At 47.2% G+C, this 20799-nt stretch carries 19 protein-coding genes; all 19 read left to right on the plus strand.

Going from position 1 to position 20799, the window contains the following annotated elements:
• Positions 1 to 18: 18 nt before the first annotated feature.
• Positions 19 to 1254 (plus strand): hypothetical protein, encoded by a 1236-nt coding sequence (locus ACH50O_RS04550; RefSeq protein ID WP_446810853.1) that lies wholly within the window; start codon positions 19 to 21, stop codon positions 1252 to 1254.
• A gap of 2 nt (positions 1255 to 1256) precedes the next feature.
• A complete protein-coding gene (locus tag ACH50O_RS04555; RefSeq protein ID WP_446810854.1) occupies positions 1257 to 2117 on the plus strand; it encodes a glycosyltransferase in 861 nt (286 codons plus the stop codon).
• A 17-nt stretch (positions 2118 to 2134) separates the two neighbouring features.
• Positions 2135 to 2998, plus strand: coding sequence for a glycosyltransferase family 2 protein (locus ACH50O_RS04560; RefSeq protein WP_446810855.1), 864 nt, complete (start codon positions 2135 to 2137; stop codon positions 2996 to 2998).
• Positions 2999 to 3065: 67 nt separating this feature from the next.
• Positions 3066 to 4094 carry an acyltransferase family protein gene (locus tag ACH50O_RS04565; RefSeq protein WP_446810856.1) on the plus strand — a complete coding sequence of 343 codons (1029 nt, stop codon included), beginning with the start codon at positions 3066 to 3068 and terminating at the stop codon, positions 4092 to 4094.
• 235 nt (positions 4095 to 4329) lie between these two features.
• Positions 4330 to 5175 carry a glycosyltransferase gene (locus ACH50O_RS04570; protein ID WP_446810857.1) on the plus strand — a complete coding sequence of 282 codons (846 nt, stop codon included), beginning with the start codon at positions 4330 to 4332 and terminating at the stop codon, positions 5173 to 5175.
• A 1-nt stretch (position 5176) separates the two neighbouring features.
• Positions 5177 to 6400, plus strand: coding sequence for a glycosyltransferase family 4 protein (locus ACH50O_RS04575; RefSeq protein WP_446810858.1), 1224 nt, complete (start codon positions 5177 to 5179; stop codon positions 6398 to 6400).
• The gene (locus ACH50O_RS04580) at positions 6400 to 7266 is read left to right on the plus strand and encodes a dTDP-4-dehydrorhamnose reductase family protein (protein ID WP_446810859.1); all 867 of its coding nucleotides are present in this window, start codon (positions 6400 to 6402) and stop codon (positions 7264 to 7266) included. Before ACH50O_RS04575 ends, ACH50O_RS04580 begins: the two co-directional genes overlap by 1 nt.
• A 2-nt stretch (positions 7267 to 7268) precedes the next feature.
• Complete coding sequence (locus ACH50O_RS04585) at positions 7269 to 8279, plus strand: polysaccharide biosynthesis protein (protein ID WP_446810860.1); 1011 nt, start codon at positions 7269 to 7271, stop codon at positions 8277 to 8279.
• Positions 8272 to 9402 (plus strand): non-hydrolyzing UDP-N-acetylglucosamine 2-epimerase, encoded by a 1131-nt coding sequence (wecB, locus tag ACH50O_RS04590; protein WP_446810861.1) that lies wholly within the window; start codon positions 8272 to 8274, stop codon positions 9400 to 9402. The genes ACH50O_RS04585 and wecB overlap by 8 nt, the downstream gene beginning before the upstream one ends.
• Before the next feature lie 118 nt (positions 9403 to 9520).
• Complete coding sequence (gene trhP, locus ACH50O_RS04595) at positions 9521 to 10876, plus strand: prephenate-dependent tRNA uridine(34) hydroxylase TrhP (protein WP_446810862.1); 1356 nt, start codon at positions 9521 to 9523, stop codon at positions 10874 to 10876.
• A 15-nt stretch (positions 10877 to 10891) separates the two neighbouring features.
• Positions 10892 to 11377, plus strand: coding sequence for a ribonuclease E activity regulator RraA (gene rraA, locus ACH50O_RS04600; RefSeq protein ID WP_446810863.1), 486 nt, complete (start codon positions 10892 to 10894; stop codon positions 11375 to 11377).
• 37 nt (positions 11378 to 11414) lie between these two features.
• Positions 11415 to 12371, plus strand: coding sequence for a 4-hydroxy-3-methylbut-2-enyl diphosphate reductase (gene ispH, locus ACH50O_RS04605; protein WP_446810864.1), 957 nt, complete (start codon positions 11415 to 11417; stop codon positions 12369 to 12371).
• Positions 12372 to 12398: 27 nt separating this feature from the next.
• Positions 12399 to 12755: a rhodanese-like domain-containing protein gene (locus tag ACH50O_RS04610; RefSeq protein WP_446810865.1), complete on the plus strand. Its 357-nt coding sequence runs from the start codon at positions 12399 to 12401 to the stop codon at positions 12753 to 12755.
• Entirely contained in the window at positions 12748 to 13146 is a 399-nt protein-coding gene (locus ACH50O_RS04615; protein ID WP_446810866.1) for an RNA-binding S4 domain-containing protein, read from the plus strand. Before ACH50O_RS04610 ends, ACH50O_RS04615 begins: the two co-directional genes overlap by 8 nt.
• A gap of 210 nt (positions 13147 to 13356) precedes the next feature.
• Positions 13357 to 15135 carry a hypothetical protein gene (locus ACH50O_RS04620; protein WP_446810867.1) on the plus strand — a complete coding sequence of 593 codons (1779 nt, stop codon included), beginning with the start codon at positions 13357 to 13359 and terminating at the stop codon, positions 15133 to 15135.
• Positions 15136 to 15157: 22 nt separating this feature from the next.
• A complete protein-coding gene (locus ACH50O_RS04625) occupies positions 15158 to 18097 on the plus strand; it encodes a DUF748 domain-containing protein (protein WP_446810868.1) in 2940 nt (979 codons plus the stop codon).
• 94 nt (positions 18098 to 18191) lie between these two features.
• Positions 18192 to 18641 carry a hypothetical protein gene (locus ACH50O_RS04630; RefSeq protein WP_446810869.1) on the plus strand — a complete coding sequence of 150 codons (450 nt, stop codon included), beginning with the start codon at positions 18192 to 18194 and terminating at the stop codon, positions 18639 to 18641.
• Between the two features lie 71 nt (positions 18642 to 18712).
• A complete protein-coding gene (locus ACH50O_RS04635) occupies positions 18713 to 19036 on the plus strand; it encodes a hypothetical protein (RefSeq protein ID WP_446810870.1) in 324 nt (107 codons plus the stop codon).
• 113 nt (positions 19037 to 19149) lie between these two features.
• Positions 19150 to 20742 (plus strand): hypothetical protein, encoded by a 1593-nt coding sequence (locus ACH50O_RS04640; RefSeq protein ID WP_446810871.1) that lies wholly within the window; start codon positions 19150 to 19152, stop codon positions 20740 to 20742.
• Positions 20743 to 20799 lie beyond the last annotated feature (57 nt).

Here is a 20799-nt window from a genome sequence, read left to right on the forward strand (position 1 = left end):
TGAGTGTTATATAACAGCATGAAAGGTATTGCTTTTAACGCGATATCGAGGGTTTTGGTCGTTGGGCTGCAGTTGATAAATATAAAGCTTTATACCCATTTTCTGAGTGCCGATCAGCTTGGCTTTTCATTTTTTTTATTGACAATATCATATTCCGCAAATGCGTTGTTATTTGTTCCGGTTGATTATTATCAACAAGCTAAGCTTGCGGAGATAATGTCCAAGTCCGGAGGTTTGAGACCATTTTTAAGGTTTAATGGAGCTCTGGCTGCATATTATTTTGCATTTTTTCTATTAGTAATTTTCGGGTGTATGATGATACGCCCGGATTACGCGGTTTATATTGCAATTGTGTGGGTGTTTGCATTTTTTCTATATTTGGTTCAGGTGCTGAGAAATGTTTTTAATAATCTTGAATTTCGCGGTTTTGTATCGGTAAGCTTTATTCAAGAAGCCGTTATAAAGGTTTTAGTATTCTATGGCTTGGTAAGTTGTTTAAAAGCGGATGAAAGTCTGTTAATTTTGGCGTGGCTGATTTCATTGATTTTGTCGGCGATTTATTTGGTTTATAAGGCGTATAAAATAAAAATATTTTCCGGTTCTAATGTGCCGCTAATCGTCGCCAAAGATGTATATAATTTTTCATATCCTTTTTCAATCGGGGCTGTTTGTAATTGGTTGCAGTTGCAAGGTTATCGCCTGATTTTAGTTCCTCTTGGTTTTACGGAAGAAGTTGGTGTTTTTGCAACTTTATCCAGTGTGGGTAGCGCGGCAATCAGTGCGGTTTCGCTTATTTATAGTCAGCAGTTTACGCCACTAATATATAAAACTGCGGGAGAATTTACTGCTAGATACTTGCAAGGTGCAATAGCGGTTTTAATTGGCGTGGCTTTGGCTTCTTTCGGAGTTGGTGAGTTTGTTGTTAAAATTTTAACTAACTCCAATTTTGAGCCGCATTGGAAGTTGTTGCTTTTCGGGGTGCTAACAGATGGCAGTAACTTGATCATAGGTGCGCTAATAATTCATACTACCTTGGTTGGTAATACAAAAAAAATAATTCTATTTTCATTGCTAGGGCTTTTGGTAATGGAAATAAGCTTTGGCTATTTATATTGGGTATCAAAAATATCGCTTACCACCGTTGGTGTACCATTGCTAGTTTCGCAATGGATGGTTGTTTTTTTTATGTATTTAAATTTCGTGTGTGGCAAAAAACATGCGAATAACGAATCTATCGAGTATAAGAATTCTTAAACATGTCGAAATCCAACGTAACTGTTTTTCTAGAAGTTTTTAATGAAGAAGAACGTATAGAGTCCTGTTTAAGAAGTTTTTCTTGGGCGGATGAGATAGTCGTTTTTGATAAACACTCTACCGATCGTACGCGGGAAATTGCTGAAAAATACGCTATGGAAATTGTTTTAGTGCCTTTTTCTCAGGCTAGTGAAAATGTAGTGAAAAATATTTCAAGCCGAAAATCGTGCGATTGGGTTTTGTTTCCCACCGCATCTAGTTTGATTCATCCGAATTTAGCTGATGAAATAATAAAGCTTACTTCCGATAACAGTTTTAATTATGATGTCATCGGTTTGCCCTATGGTATGTATTCATTTGGTATAAATAGTAAATATTCTCCGTGGACTGCTGTAAGAAAAAACATATTGATTAGAAGGTCCTCTCTTCAGTTAAGTTCGAAATTGCACAATGAAATAAGTTTTAATAGCAATAGAATATTTGATATGCCGTTCATGGCTGAGGGCGAACTGCTATATCATTGCACGCACAAGAATGCGGATGATTTTTTTGATAGAGTTATCAGATATACGCGGTATGAGGCTCAGTATGAAAAATCTGTTAGTCGTAGTCAAGCTCTTAAAAAAGCGTTTTTCGAGATATTTAAATCTATGGTAACAGTAATATTTCGTCGTCGTGCTTTTGTTTTGGGATGGGATGGGGTTGCATTATCATTAGCTTATATTTGTTATTTTATAATGAAATTTATTTATGTTTGGGATATTGGGCGCGAAAACGGTAATGTCGTATACCCGGCTTTGAGACACAAGATTGATGAACTATGGCGCATAAAAGACCACTCAGACTTCTCAAGTAAAAAATAATTTGCATAGACTGTTTTTTGGAAGCCAATATAAAACTACACGATATGAATTTGCCAATGATTTCAATTGTGGTGGCTGTTTACAATGGAGCGGATACCTTAAAACAATGTATCGATAGCGTTTTATCTCAAACATTTGCCAATAAGGAATTGATAGTAATTGATGGTGGTTCTTGCGATGGCACAATTGAGTTATTGGAGGCCAATTCACAAATCAATTATTGGATTTCGGAACCGGATACAGGTGTATACAACGCATGGAATAAAGCGCTGTCTCATGTTAAGGGTGAGTGGATCTGTTTTCTCGGTGCGGATGATTATTTTTGGAATAACCAAGTGTTGGAGCGTATGGCACAAGAGTTGGCTGTCGTCTCTTCAAGTATATCGGTGGCTTACGGAAGTGTTATGTTACTGAATAGTCAGGGCGACACGCTTTATCCAATCGGTGATCCATGGGGCGCAGTAAAACAGCGGTTTAAACAGGTAATGTCCGTTCCGCACCCCGGATTAATGCATAGACGCAGTCTATTCGAGAGACAAGGGCAATTCGATGAGTCTTTTCGTATTGGTGGAGATTATGAGTTTTTGTTACGCGAATTAAAAACTGCTGAGGCATTTTTTATTCCCGATCTTATTACCGTTGCTATGCGGCAAGGTGGTTTAAGCAGTACGCCTTTTAATTCTCTCGAGTCGCTAATGGATGCTAGGCGCGCGCAAAAACTACATGGTCAGGTTTTTCCCGGGCCTGTATGGCTTTCCGCCGTGATTCGGATTTATATCCGCTTGTTTTTATGGGAAGTTGTTGGAGAAAACTCGGCCAGAAAGTTGATGGATATCGGTAGAAAAATAATGGGTCGTCCTCCGTACTGGACAAAGACCTAGCTGCGATATCGCATTGATAAACAGGTATTAATAAATTTAGTTTTCTATGGGAACTTTAAGGACTTTATTGGCTATTTCTGTTGTGATCGGTCATTCTTGGCATAATGGTTTGATCTTTATCGGCGGAAGGAATGCTGTCCAGCTTTTTTATATTATTTCAGGTTTTTTGATGTCCTATGTTTTGGTCGAAAAAAATTCTTACGATAGGATAACTAAGTTTTATTTAAATAGAGTTTTAAGGCTATATCCAATCTATGTTGCCGTAGCGATAGTTTCCTTGATATTTGTGACAATAAGCGAGAGTGGGTTTTTTGAAATATATAAAAATGCTCCCGCATCCGCGGATTTCTTATTGATTTTTTCCAATATATTTTTATTTGGTCAAGACTGGGTGCTTTTTTCTGGTGTCGAAAATGGTAAATTGGTCTTTATCGAAGATTTTAGTAAAAGCGAACAATTATTGTATTTGGGATTGCTTGTACCGCAAGCATGGACTTTGGGTGTGGAGTTAAGTTTTTATTTGATTGCGCCTTTGGTTTTAAATAATAGACGGCTAATTTATTTATTGCTTATTTTGTCGGTTATTATTAGAGGGTATCTGATTTTTGCCGGTTTAGGAAAGAAAGATCCATGGACATATCGTTTTTTTCCGGCCGAATTGGTGTTTTTTTTGGCCGGTGCATTGGCGCATCAGATTTTAGTGCCGTTATATAAAAATATTTTTAATCGAGATTATTCGAAAATTGCAACTTTATCGACGGTTTTTTATGTGGTTTTTTATTCGTTTATTCCAGTAAATGACGCGATCAGGACGATCATTCTTTTTTTGTTATTCCTGGCTGTTTTACCTTTTTTGTTTTCTTTTCAAAATCAGAGTAAGCTTGATAATGAAATCGGAAATCTAAGTTACCCTGTTTATCTCATTCACGTTTTCGTGATCGGTTTCATAGAAAAATTTTCAAAAAAAATAGGTGGGATCGATCCTATTTACAATGTGATATTAGTCGTATTGTTATCGCTCTTATTCGCAATGGTTTTGGATGCTTTTATTGGGAAAAGAGTTGAGAAAATTAGATTGCGTGTCAGACACTCATGATCATTTTTCAATTCAAAATTAAATTATGAGCGGAAAGTGTTATATACATGCAGCGAATGTGCATCAGGGTGGCGGCTGGGTCTTACTTGATGCGCTTCTGCAAACGCTTAATACGCAAACTACCTACGTATTAAGCGTCGATGCTAGAATGCCCGCAACGAGGGATTTCAGTAATATTAGTCAAGTTAAACGCATTGCGCCATCGATTATAAATAGATTAGCCGCGGAGTTATGGTTGGCTAGGACCGTGGCGGCGGATGATATTGTTTTGTGTTTTGGTAATCTGCCGCCACTCTTCAAATTGCGCGGACGTGTGATAGTATTTCTGCAGAATAGATACTTAATAGACAATATCGATCTGGATCACTTTCCGTTGAAAGTTCGAGTTAGGCTTTTTATTGAGCGGCTTTGGTTGTTAAGCAAAATTGCTAACGCCGACCAGTTTATTGTACAAACGCCAACGATGAGAAGCTTGCTTGAAGACAAGACTCGCGGGCTAGCTAAAATTCGCGTACTGCCATTCGTTGCTGATCCATCCGGTTTTATTCGTAGTATCAAGTTATCCGAAGAGGGGGCGCCCGTTAAAGATTTTAGTTTTTTTTATGTGGCCTCCGGCGAGCCGCATAAAAACCACAAGTTACTGATACAGGCTTGGTGCAATTTAGCCGAACAGGGATTATTTCCGACATTATTTCTGACGTTGGATGAAGGCAGATTCTCCGGATTATGCAAGCAAATTGAGTTTATACGCCGGCAATACGGCTTAAATATTACCAATCTCGATAATCTTTCGCATCGCGATATTTTGGCACTTTATAAAACGGTGGACGCATTGATTTATCCGTCTACATTCGAATCGTTTGGTTTGCCGTTGATAGAAGCAAGGCAGGCAGGATTGCCGATATTAGCGCCGGAGTTGGATTATGTGCGCGATTTAATCGATCCCGAGCAAACCTTCGATCCGAATTCCGCAACTTCCATTGCCAGGGCGGTGAAGCAATTTATGGGCGTAAAGCAGGAGCCGTTGCCCTTAATGGACGCCACGGCTTTTATGGCGTCGGTTTTAGAGTGGGCGGAATAGATTGCGCATCTTGATTGTCAGCCAATATTTTTGGCCGGAAAGTTTTCGTATAAGCGATGTCGCTAAGACATTGGCGGAAAAAGGTGTGCATGTTGAAGTATTGACCGGCAAGCCGAATTATCCCGGCGGCAACATATTTCCAGGTTATAGAGTCCGCGGATATCAGAAAGAGGTTTACGAAGGTGTTACTGTTCATCGCATCCCGCTGTTTCCGCGTGGACGCGGCGGTTGGCGGTTGGCGTTCAATTATCTGTCTTTTGTGTTGACTGGTTTAATATTCGCGCCCAGCCTGCTGCGAGGCCGGTCATTCGACGCGATTTTTGTATTTGCGCCCTCTCCGATTTTGCAAGCCATACCCGCCATTTTTCTCGGTTGGGTAAAATGTTGTCCGGTTGCGCTTTGGGTGCAAGATCTATGGCCCGAGAGTTTGTCAGCCACAGGGCATGTCGATAACCCGTTAGTGATAGGCTTAGTGCGCAGTGTTGTTCGTGTTATCTACCGCTACGCGGATTTGCTAATGGTGCAATCCCAAGCCTTTATCAAGCCGGTACGCGAATTCGCCGGCGAAACTCCCATCGTGTATTACCCAAATTCCGTGGACAATTCCTTCTCGGAGCCAGCAAACAGTGATGCGCCGAATATCGCCGGATTGGGGGATGGGTTTTCGGTGGTGTTCGCCGGTAATATTGGCGCGGCTCAAGCCGTTGATGTGATCATCGAAGCGGCGAGTATTCTGCGCGAATTTGAGAACATTCATTTTTTAGTGTTGGGTGAAGGTAGTCGCCGAGAGCATATGTTGCAGGAGGCAATGCGGCTGGGTTTGATTAATTTACACTTGCCGGGGCGATTTCCCTTCGAGGCTATGCCGGGTATTCTGCAGCGGGCGTCGGCCTTATTGGTGACGCTGACTGATCAGCCGATATTTGCCGCCACGGTGCCCAGCAAAGTGCAAGCTTACATGGCAGTTGGCAGACCTATCATTGCCTGCCTAAATGGGGAAGGGGCTCGGCTGGTGCTTGAGGCGGAAGCCGGCTTGTCGGCGCCAGCCGAAGACAGTAAGGCGCTTGCCGCCGTAATATTGGAGCTGTATCGAAAAACGCCGGAAGAGCAAAAAAGACTGGGTGAAAATGGCAGGCAATATTTTCTGAAACACTTTAACCATGAAGAATTGGTGGATGAATTGATTGAACATTTCAAAGAGCTTATTCGTAAGGAACGTAAGTGATGAAGATATTGGTGTTAGGTGCCGGCGGCATGCTCGGCAATGCGATGTTTAGGGTATTGAGTAGTCGTGAAGATTGGCAAGTACGCGGTGTGGCGCGTTCTGGCAGCGTGACAAGGTTTTTTCCCTCGGCTCTGGCTAAACAATTGATTATCGGGGTTGACGTCGAAAACAGCGATCTTTTGCTTAAACTGTTTTTGGATCATAAGCCGGATGTGGTTATCAACTGTATCGGACTAATCAAGCAGCTTGCCGACGCCAAGGATCCTCTGTCGGCAATTCCAATCAATTCTTTGTTACCTCACCGCTTAGCTCGGTTGTGCGAGTTGGCGGGAGCGAGGCTGGTACACTTTAGTACCGATTGCGTGTTCTCCGGCAAACAAGGCAATTACCGGGAAACAGACGCCTCCGATGCCGAAGACCTATACGGTAAATCCAAGTTTTTGGGTGAAGTCAGTTATCCGCATGCCATTACTTTACGTACCTCTATTATCGGTCATGAGTTGCAAGGAGCAAATAGCTTGGTAGGCTGGTTTTTATTGCAGACTGAGCAATGCAAGGGCTATACCCATGCCATTTACTCCGGATTGCCAACCGCTGTACTAGCCGAAGTAGTTCGCGATATTGTGATCGCCCGCCCCGAACTTCATGGCTTGTATCATGTCGCCTCACAACCGATCAATAAGTACGATCTGCTTAAATTAATCGCCGAAGCCTATGGCAAACGTATCCGGATTATTCCGGACGACTGCGTGAAGATAGATCGCTCCTTAAATGCCGAACGCTTTGAATTGGCTACCGGTTATCAAGCGCCTGCTTGGCCGCAGCTGGTGCGTACCATGCATCAATATCAACAATCCTGGCAGTAAACATGTTTAAAGACAAAGTTTTGATGATTACCGGTGGGACCGGTTCGTTCGGAAATACGGTACTGAAACGTTTTCTCTCTACGGACGTTCGCGAAATTCGGATTTTCAGCCGCGATGAAAAGAAACAGGAAGAAATGCGGATCGAATTGAACGATCCGAAGCTGAAATTCTATATCGGCGACGTCCGGGATTACGCTAGCATTTATCAGGCTATGAAAGGCGTGGATTACGTATTTCACGCCGCCGCGTTAAAGCAGGTCCCGTCCTGCGAGTTTTATCCTCAAGAAGCCGTGCGTACCAATGTATTGGGTTCGGAAAACGTGATGGAGGCGGCTATTGCCCGCAATGTTTCGCGCGTTGTGATGTTGAGTACCGACAAGGCGGTATATCCCATCAATGCGATGGGTATTTCCAAAGCCATGATGGAAAAATTCATGGTTGCCAAGGCCAGAATGCAAGCTCCCGGTGAAACAGTGCTTTGTGCAACGCGATACGGCAACGTGATGGCGTCGCGCGGTTCGGTGATACCGCTTTTCGTGTCGCAGATCAAGGAAGATAAGGCTCTCACTGTCACCGATCCCAATATGACACGGTTTTTAATGTCGCTGGAAGATTCGGTCGACCTAGTGTTATACGCTTTTGAACACGGTCAACAAGGGGATATTTTTGTGCAGAAGGCCCCGGCGTCTACGGTAGCGGATTTGGCGCAAGCGTTGATAGAACTATTCGCCAGGAACAACCCGATTCGAGTGATCGGTACCAGGCATGGGGAAAAGCTTTACGAATCATTGATATCACGCGAAGAGATGGCCAAGGCAGTGGATTTAGGCGGCTATTATCGGATTCCGGCCGACAATCGCGACCTGAATTATGCGCAATTCTTTAGCGAGGGCGAGGAAAAAATTTCCAATCTGGACGATTACACGTCGCACAATACTCAGCGCCTGAATGTCGAGCAGATAAAAGAATTGTTATTGAAGCTGGATTTAATAAAGGAAGAGTTGCGTGCTTAAAGTGATGACTATCGTCGGCACCCGTCCCGAGTTAATCAAGATGAGCCGGGTGATAGCAGAGTTTGACCGGCATACCCGGCATATCTTGGTGCATACCGGACAAAATTACGATTACGAACTGAATCAGGTCTTCTTCGACGATCTGGGTATTCGTAAGCCGGATTATTTTTTGGAAGCCGTCGGCGAAACCGTCGCGCAAACCATTGCTCGGGTTATCGAAAAAGCCGACGAAGTATTGGAACGCGAAAAGCCGGATGCGCTGATGCTGTATGGCGATACCAATTCCTGCTTATCCGTGATTTCCGCCAAGCGCAGAAAAATACCGGTTTTTCATATGGAAGCCGGCAATCGGTGTTTCGATCAACGCGTGCCGGAAGAATTAAATCGCAAGGTGCTCGATCATTTGAGCGATATTAATCTGGTGTTGACCGAACATGCCCGACGCTATTTACTTGCCGAAGGAATACGTCCGGAAACGATCATTAAGACCGGATCGCACATGCACGAAGTCCTCGAACATTACATGCCGCAAGTAGAAAAGTCCGATGTTTTGCCGCGTATGGGTCTGGAGGCAAGTCAATATTTTCTGGTCAGCGTGCATCGTGAAGAGAATGTCGATACCCCCGAGAATTTGCTGGATATGGTCAACACATTTAATGCACTGGCCGAGACCTACGAATTGCCGGTGATCGTCTCAACTCATCCGCGTACCAGAAAGCGGTTGGATGCCTTGCAGCTTGGCGAGCTGAGTCCGCATATTCATTTCCTGAAGCCGTTTGGTTTTTGCGATTACATCAAGTTGCAGTTGGAAGCCTATTGCGTGGTTTCCGATAGCGGAACCATTACCGAAGAAGCCTCTTTGTTAAATCTGCCCGCAATCACTATTCGTAATGCGCATGAGCGCCCGGAGGGCATGGACGTTGGAACGCTCATTATGAGCGGTTTGAAAAGTCAACGGGTGCTCGACGCCGTGCGTGTCATCGTCTCCCAGCATGATAAGAAGCAAGCGGTTATGCGGCCGGTCTTGGATTATGAGGCGGGGCCGGTTTCAAAACAGGTGTTACGAGTTGTGTTGAGTTATGTCGATTACATTAATCGTACAGTCTGGTCCAAGCCTGTGTGAAGTTGCTATTCAGGTGAGTGAGTTGCATTCTACCCAGATCGCTTTTTAGCTAACTTGGCGGCATCGGGTTAATGGATATTTTGTTAGAATGCCTGCCAGCTCATTTTTTAGTACAGACATGAAACACATCGAACTTCTCTCTCCCGCCGGCACCATACGCAATATGCGCTACGCTTTTGCGTTCGGTGCCGACGCCGTTTACGCCGGGCAGCCGCGTTATAGCCTCCGCGTACGCAATAACGATTTTATGGCAGACAATTTGGCTAAAGGCATCGCCGAAGCGCATCAATTGGGCAAAAAGTTCTTTTTGGCTGCCAACGTGATTCCGCATAACGCCAAAGTCAAAACCTTCATTAAAGATATTGAGCCGATCATTGCTATGGGGCCGGATGCGTTGATCATGGCCGATCCCGGTCTGATCATGATGACGCGTGAGCAATGGCCGGATATGCCGATTCATCTCTCGGTGCAAGCCAATACCGTCAATTACGCCAGCGTCAGATTCTGGAAAAGCATGGGCGTGGAGCGGGTGATTCTGTCACGGGAATTGTCGCTGGACGAAATCGCCGAGATTCGCCAGCAATGCCCGGACATGGAACTGGAAGTATTCGTGCATGGGGCGTTGTGTATTGCCTATTCCGGTCGTTGCTTATTGTCCGGTTACTTCAATCACCGTGATCCGAATCAAGGCACTTGCACTAATTCCTGCCGCTGGAAATACGATACCAAGCCCGCGGTGGAAAATGCGGAAGGCGATTATTTGTTGGCCGATAGCGCGGTCATTTCCATGAATGATTTGAATCAGGGACTGAATACCGCGAGTTGCGGTGGCGCCGATCGGCATCCTTTGGCCGACAATATCTATTTTCTGGAGGAAGAAGGCCGTCCGGGCGAATTGCTGCCGGTGATGGAAGATGAAAACGGCACCTATATCATGAACTCCAAGGATTTGCGCGCGATTGAGCACGTGCAGCGCTTGGTGGAAATCGGTATCGACAGCCTGAAAATTGAAGGTCGCACCAAATCGCATTTTTACGTGGCGCGTACCGCGCAAACCTATCGGCAGGCGATAGACGATGCCTTGGCCGGTCGGCCGTTTCAGCCCGAGTTGCTGGGTGTCCTGGATAATCTGGCGAATCGCGGTTACACCGACGGTTTTTATCAACGCCATCACACCCACGAGCATCAAAACTACTTGTCCGGTTATTCTAAAAGCCATCAACAGCAGTTTTGCGGGGAAATTACCCATTACGACACGGAAACCGGTTGGGCGGATATTAGCGTCAAAAACAAGTTTTCGCTTGGCGACAAGCTGGAATTGATTCTGCCGCACGGCAATCGGGATATAACCGTCGAGAATATGGTCGATAAATACGGCCAACCGATGCAGGAAGCATCCGGCGGCGGTTATGAAGTAAAGATTCCGCTACCCGATGTCGATTGCCAATACGGATTGCTGGCGCGATATTACTAGCCCTTGGAGGCTGCTATGCCATTTCTTACCGCCGATCTATGCGATCGGTTTTCCAACCAAGAAAATTTTCAAATCGCCGAACCTTTATTTCGGCATTTCGGCGGTAAAAGTCAGTTCAGCGGGCTGATCACGACTTTGAAAGTGTTTGAGGACAACACCTTGGTGCGCACCGCGCTGGAAGAGAAGGTATCCGATCGGGTGCTGGTGATCGATGGTGGCGGGTCGAAACGCTGCGCGTTGTTGGGCGATACCTTAACGGCCTTGGCGGTGGAAAACGGCTGGCAGGGGATAGTGGTATACGGCAGTATCCGCGGCTCGGAAGCGATTAACCGAATGCCGATTGGCGTGATGGCGCTGAATACTCATCCGCTCTGTAGCAGCAAGCACGGCCATGGGCACCGCGACTCGGTGATCACGTTTGCCGGCGTCAATTTTAAAAAAGATCATTATCTCTATGCCGATAGCGACGGAATTATCGTCTCGGAAACAAAATTGGATTAAAATCGCTTCGTCTTAACCAAGTAAAATACTCAAGAATATGCAAATCGTACTCGCTAACCCTCGTGGATTCTGTGCCGGCGTCGACCGGGCTATTGAAATTGTCGATCAAGCGATCGATACCTTCGGCGCGCCTATCTACGTGCGGCACGAAGTGGTGCATAACCGTACGGTAGTCGATGGCTTGAAGGAAAAAGGCGCGATTTTCATCGAAGAACTCAGCGACGTGCCGGTCGGTTCGTATTTGATTTTTAGCGCCCACGGCGTTTCCAAGCAGGTACAAAAAGAAGCCGAAGAGCGCAAGTTGACGGTATTCGACGCAACCTGTCCTCTGGTAACCAAAGTGCATATGCAAGTTGCCAAGCACGCCAAACAGGATAGGGAAGTGATCCTGATCGGCCATGCCGGCCATCCGGAAGTGGAAGGCACCATGGGTCAATACGACAAGTGTACCGAGCACGGCGATATTTATCTGGTGGAAACCCCGGAAGATGTGAAGAATCTGAAGGTCAACAATCCGGACAATCTGGCCTATGTCACGCAAACCACGCTGTCTATGACCGACACCAAAATAATGGTCGACGCGTTGCGAGAACAATTTCCGTCGATCAAAGAACAGAAGAAAGACGATATTTGCTACGCCACGCAAAACCGTCAGGATGCTGTGCATGATTTAGCGAAAATTTCTGATTTGATCTTGGTTGTCGGTTCACCGAACAGCTCTAATTCCAACCGTTTGCGGGAGATCGCCGAACAGTTGGGTAAGCCGGCTTTCTTGATCGATACCCACAAGGATCTTAAACAGGAATGGTTGGATGGTATAGATGTGGTCGGTGTTACTGCTGGTGCTTCCGCACCCGAAGTCTTGGTACAGGAGGTGATCAACCAACTGAAAGAATGGGGTGGTGCAACAACCCAGGTTCGTGAAAATAAAGGCATTGAAGAAAAAGTGGTATTCTCGATTCCGAAAGAATTGAAAAAACATATGGAAGCTTGATCTTTTTTATATCGTTGGAGCCCGTCGATGACTGTCACCGCCCAGGAACTTGTCGCTGCCGCCAAGCAGCAGATTACCGAAATCAGTGTTGAGGCTGCGCAAAACCGCTTACCCGGCTTGTTGCTGGATGTGCGAGAGCCGGCCGAATATGCTGCCGGACACTTACCGGGCGCGGTGAACATTCCGCGCGGTCTGTTGGAATTTAAAATCGATAGTCATCCCGATTTTCAAAGTAAGCAGCAAGCCGAGATCTTGGTGTATTGCCAAACCGGCGGCCGATCGGCGTTGGCGACTCAGGTGTTAAAGCAACTGGGCTATAGCAATGCGGTCAGTATGGCCGGTGGCTTTAAAGCTTGGGCGGAGAGCGGATTTAGCGTTGAGTGAGTTAAACGAAGTCCGCATCGATAAATGGTTGTGGGCGGCACGTTTTTTCAAAACACGCGGTTTGGCTGCGGAAGCAGTTAACGGCGGTAAAGTGCATGTTAACGGTCAGCGCTGCAAGCCGGGCAAGGAAGTCAAAGTAGGCGATTTGATTGTTATCAGTAAGGATCAATACAGTTGGGAGGTTCGGGTTACCGATCTCAATAAGCAACGCCGCCCGGCGCAGGAAGCGGCCTTGCTCTACAGCGAAGATCAGGCCAGCATAGCCAAACGGCTTAAGCAGATCGAGTTGCACAAACAGCAACAGGCCCTGCAACATCCATCCGAGCGCGAGCATAAACCCAACAAAAAGCAACGCCGTCAAATCCATCGCTTCAAACAGGACGCGCTCTAGCCGCTATTATTGCGTCGAACAAAAACAATAGCCACACCACTTGCTTCAATTTATCATTCCCGGCTAAATCGCAGGGGATTAGCGTTCGTTTGGCGTCGGATTCGGGATTAAGCGCCGCGTAAGAACTTCAGTCTAAATTTAAACGATATTGCTTCGGACGCAATGCCGCCGGCATGTGAGTCCGGATTGTGTGACACCATAGGATCATTAATGTCGATACGCCGTTTTATTATCATCAATATTGCCTTGCTTGGTAGCGGTATGCTGGCAGGCTGCGCCACGACCCGGCAGATTGCGGTCGATTATCCTAAAACCGAAACATTGCCGATAAAGCCGATACGCGGCCAGACTAACGTCAGCGGCGACGACTATTACGTACAATTGGTTTCCGATTTTGAATTTAAAGGCGATAACGCCTTGAAAGGCGGTTGCAGCGATGTCGGCAGCCAATACGAGAACGGCGATTTGTCCGCAGCGGTAGTGTTTAGTATCCATAACGACACGCTAAAACTTAAGCGCGAAGCCAGCGGTTTTTTGTATCAAGCGACCACCGGTAAATGTAATTTCAAACTGGAAACCAAAAAAGCGTATCTGACGCCATGGTTGCGGCTGGATTCCGGTAAGGATACGCTGATCGACTACAATTTTTTGACTAGCAATAGTCACGAAGCCAACCTTTCGCAGTTAGTCAGCGATGTCAACGCCGCTAGTAGTTTATTCGCCTTGACCGGTGTCGGCACCGGTATGGCGGTGATGGGCAAATTGGCTGGCAATTGGGTGGAGAGCAACCCGCAAGTGGTAGCCAAAACCCCAGCGGCTAACGGCAAATACAGTTCCGAAACGCATTCCCTGCCGGCTAGCGTGGCGTTGTCGGGCGATGGCGGCAATCTTAATCAAAGCCGCTTGGCGGTTTACGAAGTGGTTGAAGGCGGCTTGAAGGCTTGGGTTTCCGAGACTAAATTGCTGGGCGAGTTGCGCGTATACCCGGAAATCTCCTCGTCCTTGTTACTAAAAACTGCCGGCGACGCCACGCCGGATGCGCACGATTTGTCGTTGGACGAATTATGGCGCGCACCGATTCAGACCGCCAACGGCGAACTCAGCCTGCGCCAGTTGATCGAGCAAATCGATCCAGCCGCCAAGCCCAATCTACAACCCGATTGGCAGAACTACCCGGACGTGGAAAGCCAATGCCGGCGGCTGAAGTTAGCGATGAAGGATCTGGGGTTTAATAAATTCGACCGGAATGCGGTGCTCTATTATTTTCTGAGCAAATCGTCCCCGGATTGGAAAAATTTCAATATCTCCGTTCAACGGGCGATGACCGATGAAATCCGCCCCAAGCTGTTGGAGCAATATCGCGCCAAGGATTTCTCAGCTTGCTTGGCAAGCGAGGACTATGCAGTGATGAAGAGTATGCGGCTTCCGGTTAACACCGAGCAGGATTGGGAAGCCCTAACCAACTCCAGACAGAAGAAAGAAGGTGTGATCAGTCCTATTCAATCGACGGCTAGGCAGTTTTTATCGGCTTTGCAAAATCCGAACAAAGATGAGACTGCCCGGCAATTGTATCCGCTGTTGAATACCGAGAAGAGCGGTAACGGCACGGTTTTGTTGCAGAACCATTTGAGTAACTTTGGTTTGGAAGCGCTGTTGCAGTTACCCTCTGTGCCGGATGAAGGCGTTTTGATCAATGCCGGCCAGCTAGCAGGGGTGTTTGGCGGGCTAAATGTCGAGACTTATAGTTGTGCGCGTCCGGCTCAGGATCAAGGCCAGCCTTTGGCGAATATCGGCATCATGCTGTTTATTACCAAGCCCGGCAGTCCGCGCGAAAAGGGCGGTGCCCTGGAGTTTGAGTTAGTGCAAGGCAAAATTGCCCGTTTGGCCTTCCAGCATCCGACTTTCCGCGATTTCGAACAAAATCTGGCCGATTATCCGGATCTCGGCGGTTGCCGGATCGACGCCGAATTGTTGAATAAGCTGCATTAATTGTTGACGGTCGGTGATGAGCATGAGCCGGAGAAAAGGGTTGATTGCGACGGCTGGCGTACTGGCGGTTTTGATTATTTATGCCTTATTAGGATTTTATGCATTACCAAGTTTTGCGCTGAAAAAACTGCCGGCCTTGTTGCAGGAAAACACCGGGCAGCAAGCCCAGTTGAAAGCGGTCCATTTCAACCCGTTTAACTTCACGCTCGACATCGAAGGATTTGCCTTATCGGTGCCGGAAGGTAAAAGTTTATTCGGTTTCGAGCGTCTGGCAGTCGATCTAGATGTTTTGGAATCGGCAAAACTCGGCGGTGTGGTTTTAGACCTCATCGAGTTGGACAATCCGCAGGTAAACATAGAGCGCCGCGCCGATGGCTCATTTAATCTTGCCGATCTTCAAGCTAAACCGTCCGAGCCGGCACCCGAGAAGCCGGACAGCGGCGGCGAGAGCTTGGCGCTATTGATACATCAAATCGTGCTTAAAGACGGCAGGATAGGCTGGCAAGACGCCGGTTCGGGTCAGGTGTTGTCCGAAACCGTATTGCCGGTGAATCTGACATTCAACGAACTCAGTACCCAAGCTGCAACTAGCGCCGTCGGCGATTTGAACTTGGGTCTGGAGTCCGGCGGCACCATCGCATGGCATGGCGATTTGACGCTCGCGCCATTGGCTTCGAAAGGGCATTTGCAGCTGGATGGCGTCGGATTGGTAAAAGTCTGGCAATTGTTTTTGCAACAAATTTTGCCGATACAGATAGCCGATGGTCATCTGGGTTTGCAAGCCGATTACGTGTTGACGGCGACAGATGCAGGCATGGCCGCTATGTTAACGAATGGCGGTATCGAGATAAAACAGCTGGCTATTACCGAGAAAAACCAGGGTAAACCTTTGGTTAACATGCCTGCGTTAGCGGTGGGCGGGATTGTCGTCGACGTCAATAAGCAACAGGTCGGTATCGCTTCGATTTCGAGTAGGGATGCAGTTGTCAAATCCTGGTTGCAAGCCGACGGCGTGGTGAATTATCAAGCCTTGTTCGCCGAAGATACCGCGCCATCTAATACTGCTTCCGCGCCCCAAGCCACATCGGCAGCGGAAGCTAAGCCATGGGCGATCAAACTTGACGAAGTTGCGCTTTACAATTATGCCATCGACTTTACCGACTTTAGTCAGAAAAAACCGGTAGAGCTGCATTTGAGCGAATTGAACTGCAAATTGCAGAAATTCAATACTCAGGAAAATGGCGGGTTGCCGCTGCAATTCGCTAGCCGTTTTAATAATGCCGGCAGTTTGAAAATCGACGGCGAAATGAGTTTAGAGCCTTTTGTGGCAACTTGGGCCGTGGCCGTTGATGATGTCAATCTGAAGGTATTCCAGCCTTATCTCGACCCGTTCTTGAAATTGGAGCTGGTGGATGGCGATTTTAGCGGCAAGGGTAATTTGCAGCTGGCAGTGGCCGAGCAACTGCAACTTACCTTCCGCGGCGACGCCGGCTTGGAAGGGTTGATTACTCGCGATCAGATCAAAAACAAGGATTTTTTGAAATGGTCTAATCTGGCGCTCACCGGCATAGATATCGATTTGAACAAGCAGGATTTCAAGCTGGGCAAGGTGATGTTCGATCGCCCCTACCTGCGTTTTAATATCAAAAAAGACGGCAAAACCAACATTGACGACCTCATGGTGGAATCCGCACCGACAAAGACCACGGCTTCGACTAAGCCGGTAGCCAAAACCGCTGCCGTCAAGTCAGACGAACCACGCGTGAGTATCGGTAAAGTGGAACTGAAGGATGGTAAATCGGATTTTGCCGATTATTCCTTGATCCTGCCATTTGTCGCGGAAATGAATAGTCTTAACGGCGAAGTCAGCGGGTTTTCCTCGGATAAAGACGCCGAGGCCAAGCTGCTGCTTAAAGGCAAGGTTTACGATATGGCGACGGTCGGGATTAAAGGCAAATATCAGTTCGATAATGGCAATTCGGACATTACCCTAAATTTCGCCAACATGCCTTTGCCTTTAATCACGCCCTATATGGCGGAATTTGCCGGGTACAAAATCGAAAAAGGCCAAATGACGCTGGATTTACAGTACAAAATCAAGCAAGGGCAACTTACCGTACAGAATAAATTGTTGATCGACCAGTTGACCTTGGGCGAACACGTGGAAAATCCGCATGCCGTATCCTTGCCTTTGCACCTAGCAATTGCTTTGTTGAAAGACGGCGACGGCAAGATCAATCTGGATTTTCCGATTACCGGCAGTTTGGAAGATCCGCAGTTTAGTGTCGGTTCCTTGATTGCCGATGTGTTGGTCAATCTGGTTACCAAGGTTGCGACTTCGCCCTTCCGTGCAATCGCGTCACTATTGGGCGATGACAAGGATTTTAGCGCGGTAGCCTTTGCTCCTGGCGGCGCGGAACTGGCTAGTGAGGAAACTGCCAAGCTGGATCAACTCAATAAGGCTTTGGGCAGTAAACCTGAGTTGACTTTAGAAATCAAAGGTATTGCTTATCAAAGTTTGGACTGGCCGGCAATGCGCTTCGAGGCATTGAAGGATGTATTGAAAAAAATGAAGTCAGGCGAATTGCGAGACAAAGGCGAGAAGGTTCGTCATGAATATTTGGAATTATCCGATGATGACTATAAACGCTTATTAGCCAAATTTTTTGGTGAGGTTTTTCCGCAGGAACTGGAGCGCTCCTTGCTGGGTACGCCACGCATCAAAAGCGATCCGAACGCCGATTTTTATAGTGTGGCGCGGCAGAAACTGGAAAGTGTTTTTCCGCCCGATCCGCAACGCCTTAACGATCTGGCGGTAGCAAGAGCCAATCACATTGCCCAGTATGTTACCGAGCCCGGCGGTATCAGCAGGGATAGAGTTTATATTTTGGCAACTGAGCTTAACCTGGAAGAAACGGCCGACGGAATTAAATCGGTGCTTTCGTTGAACGCGTCGCAGTAAAGGGTGCGCACGGTGTTTGTAATATAATCGGATTTTCTGCCCAGGCAGCATCGTATCGATTGTTCCTGAAGGTTTATAAAAAAGGAGAGACCTAATGAGTACCAATTTTTTTCGAATTATGCCGTTGCTGGCCGCTATGGCGGGTAGCAGTCTGTATTTCGCTACATCGGCGGTAGCTGCGCCGTTAACCTCTTGCACCATGACCTACAAGCTCAGCGGCTGGTCATTGGTTTACAAACAATACGACGGCATTGGCAATATCAGCTGTAGCAACGGTCAGCGTGCCCAAGTTGCGCTCGCTTCGAAGAGTATCGGTTTTACGATAGGCAAATCCGAGATCGAAGGTACCGGGGTGTTTTCCGAGGTTAAAAATCTGAATGAAATCTACGGCAGTTTCGTCGCTTTTGAAGGTCATGCCGGAGCCACTAAGTCGGTAGACGGACAGCTATTGACGCGCGGTGAAATTTCGCTGGCCTTATCGGGCAATGGGCGCGGTATCGACATTGGCGTAACTTTAGGCGCTTTAACTATCTCGCCTCGATGAGCCGATTTATCATGGCTGGTTGCTGCCGTTAGGTTTGATATCTTGCTGAACCTTAGGTTTATGGGGGGATCATGCCGTTTGTAGTTCGGGATCGGACCGGAGCGATTACGCAACTGCGTGATAGCGGCGAGGAATGGCTCGACGTCGAAGATGTGGAAGTGGTGGCATTTTTGCAGCGGCTTTCCAGCGATAAGGCCAAGCAAGCGTTATCTGCCACCGATAACGATATGGTCAGGGTAATCGACGATTTGGTGGATTTACTGGTCGCTAATCAAGTATTGATTTTTACCGAGCTTCCCGAGCGAGTGCAAACCAAGTTGCTGACGAGGAAGCAGCTCAGAAAAGACATGAATGCGTTGCAAAATTTGATGGTCGATGACGAAGGATTGTTTTAGTCAATGTTGGCGCTCGCATCTAGTTTGAACAGGCTTGGTTTTGTCGTTTTAGGTCCGTACCCTTTGCCAGATAGGGATATTCTCGCGGCGCATTTTGCCTTTTTGGATTGCCCGTGAAAAACTCTTTTTTTCTGGTCATCCCCGAACAAAAAAATGAACCGCAGTTATTGGCGTCGTTTACCGACGACGCCTTGCGGCAATGGGTCGCCGAACTGCCGACCGCCAATCTGGGATTGGCCGCGCGCTTATTTCACGAATTGCTGGGGGAATTGATTTCGGTGGAAATGCCGGCGGCAAAACGTCTGCATGCCTTGGAATTGCTTAGAGACAGCTTTTATTTAATCGACGATTACCTGCGTTCGCGCTTGATCAAGTTCGGTTTTCCGAAAGGCGAGGTCGAGAAAAAGATATTCGGTTTAGCCTGCGCAATCGAAAGACAATTTACCATCGGCTATTGGAGCGTGGTAAAGGAGTTAACGCGCCGCGACGTCGGTTGGCTGCAGGGTAAGTCCACGGCCTTGGCGATACAGCGCACCATTCGGGGCTTGAGTCGAATCGTCATCAGTCATTACATGATGAGTTATCCGGTGCCGGACTGGATTTGGATCGATTTACATTCACTGTACAAGCTTGCGGTGAAATTGGACAAGGCCGGTTCCAAGGTGGCCGATCAGGGCGGAATCTTCAGTAAGCTGTCTTCGGTTGAAGACAGTTACAAGCAAATATTGCTGCTGAGTTTGGCCTATCCCTCAGGCTTGATGCAAAAAGAGTTTCAATTGGTTTATGAGTTTTTGGAGAAAATCAGCGATTTTTTGCAAATCGAAACCAAACCGGTTGCGGAGCAAGCCGTGCAATGCGCGATTTTAATGGACGAAGACTTGCCTCCGGCATTTTTACTGAATGCCGCGCCAAATGACCGCCGATCCGATTCGGCGATGCTTTATCTCAACCTCACCAAGTTGGGTAAAGTCATTAAGCAGGCCGACAAACTTTGCAGCAAGGACGAGGCGCGTTTTAGCTCCCTTGAGGTTGACAAGAATAATCATCAAAAACTCTCCGCCGAGCTGTTCGATTATTTAATGCAGCGCTGGCAAGGTAAGGAGCCGCAAGGCACCGTGTATTTTGCCGACCGTTTGGACAGATATGTGGCTATTGGTTTGGAAACGACCTATGATCTACTGGAAACCGGTAGACCCGGCCTGGAGTCAGGGCTGGAAATACGTGCGGAGACGGACTCGGAGCGAGCCTTATCGTGCAATTTCGACAAGGAAGGCGTTCTGTCTATCGGCAGTCTGGTGAGTTTTCGCAAAATCGACGCGATGCCGCAACAACGCTCCCTTGGTGTGGTCTGTAAAATTTTACTGCCGAAACAGGATTCCAAGCTGATATACGAGGTGATGGTAATTGCCGCTCAAGCCTTCCCGGTGGCTTATCAGGCCCTTGATGCGGAAGCCGACGCCGAGCGGAAAAAAGCCTTGATTTACGGCACTAGAGATCAAGAAGGCGAAAAAAGCTTTATCATCATGGACTCTTTTCGCTTGAAAGATGGCGATATCTTGAGAATGTTTATGGGACACGAGAATTTTCCCATCATTTTGAACGGCCGTCGCAATATAGGTCTGGGCTATTGGCAGTTCGAATGCCGAAGGATTCTGGACGACGTGATTCCGGCTCAGAGCAAGAAAAAAGGCTATGATTTTATATAACAAACACGATTGCCGGCCGTTTCCGAGGTGGATGTGGCGGCAGAACCCAGCAAACAG

Source organism: Methylomonas sp. 2BW1-5-20 (genome assembly GCF_052474515.1).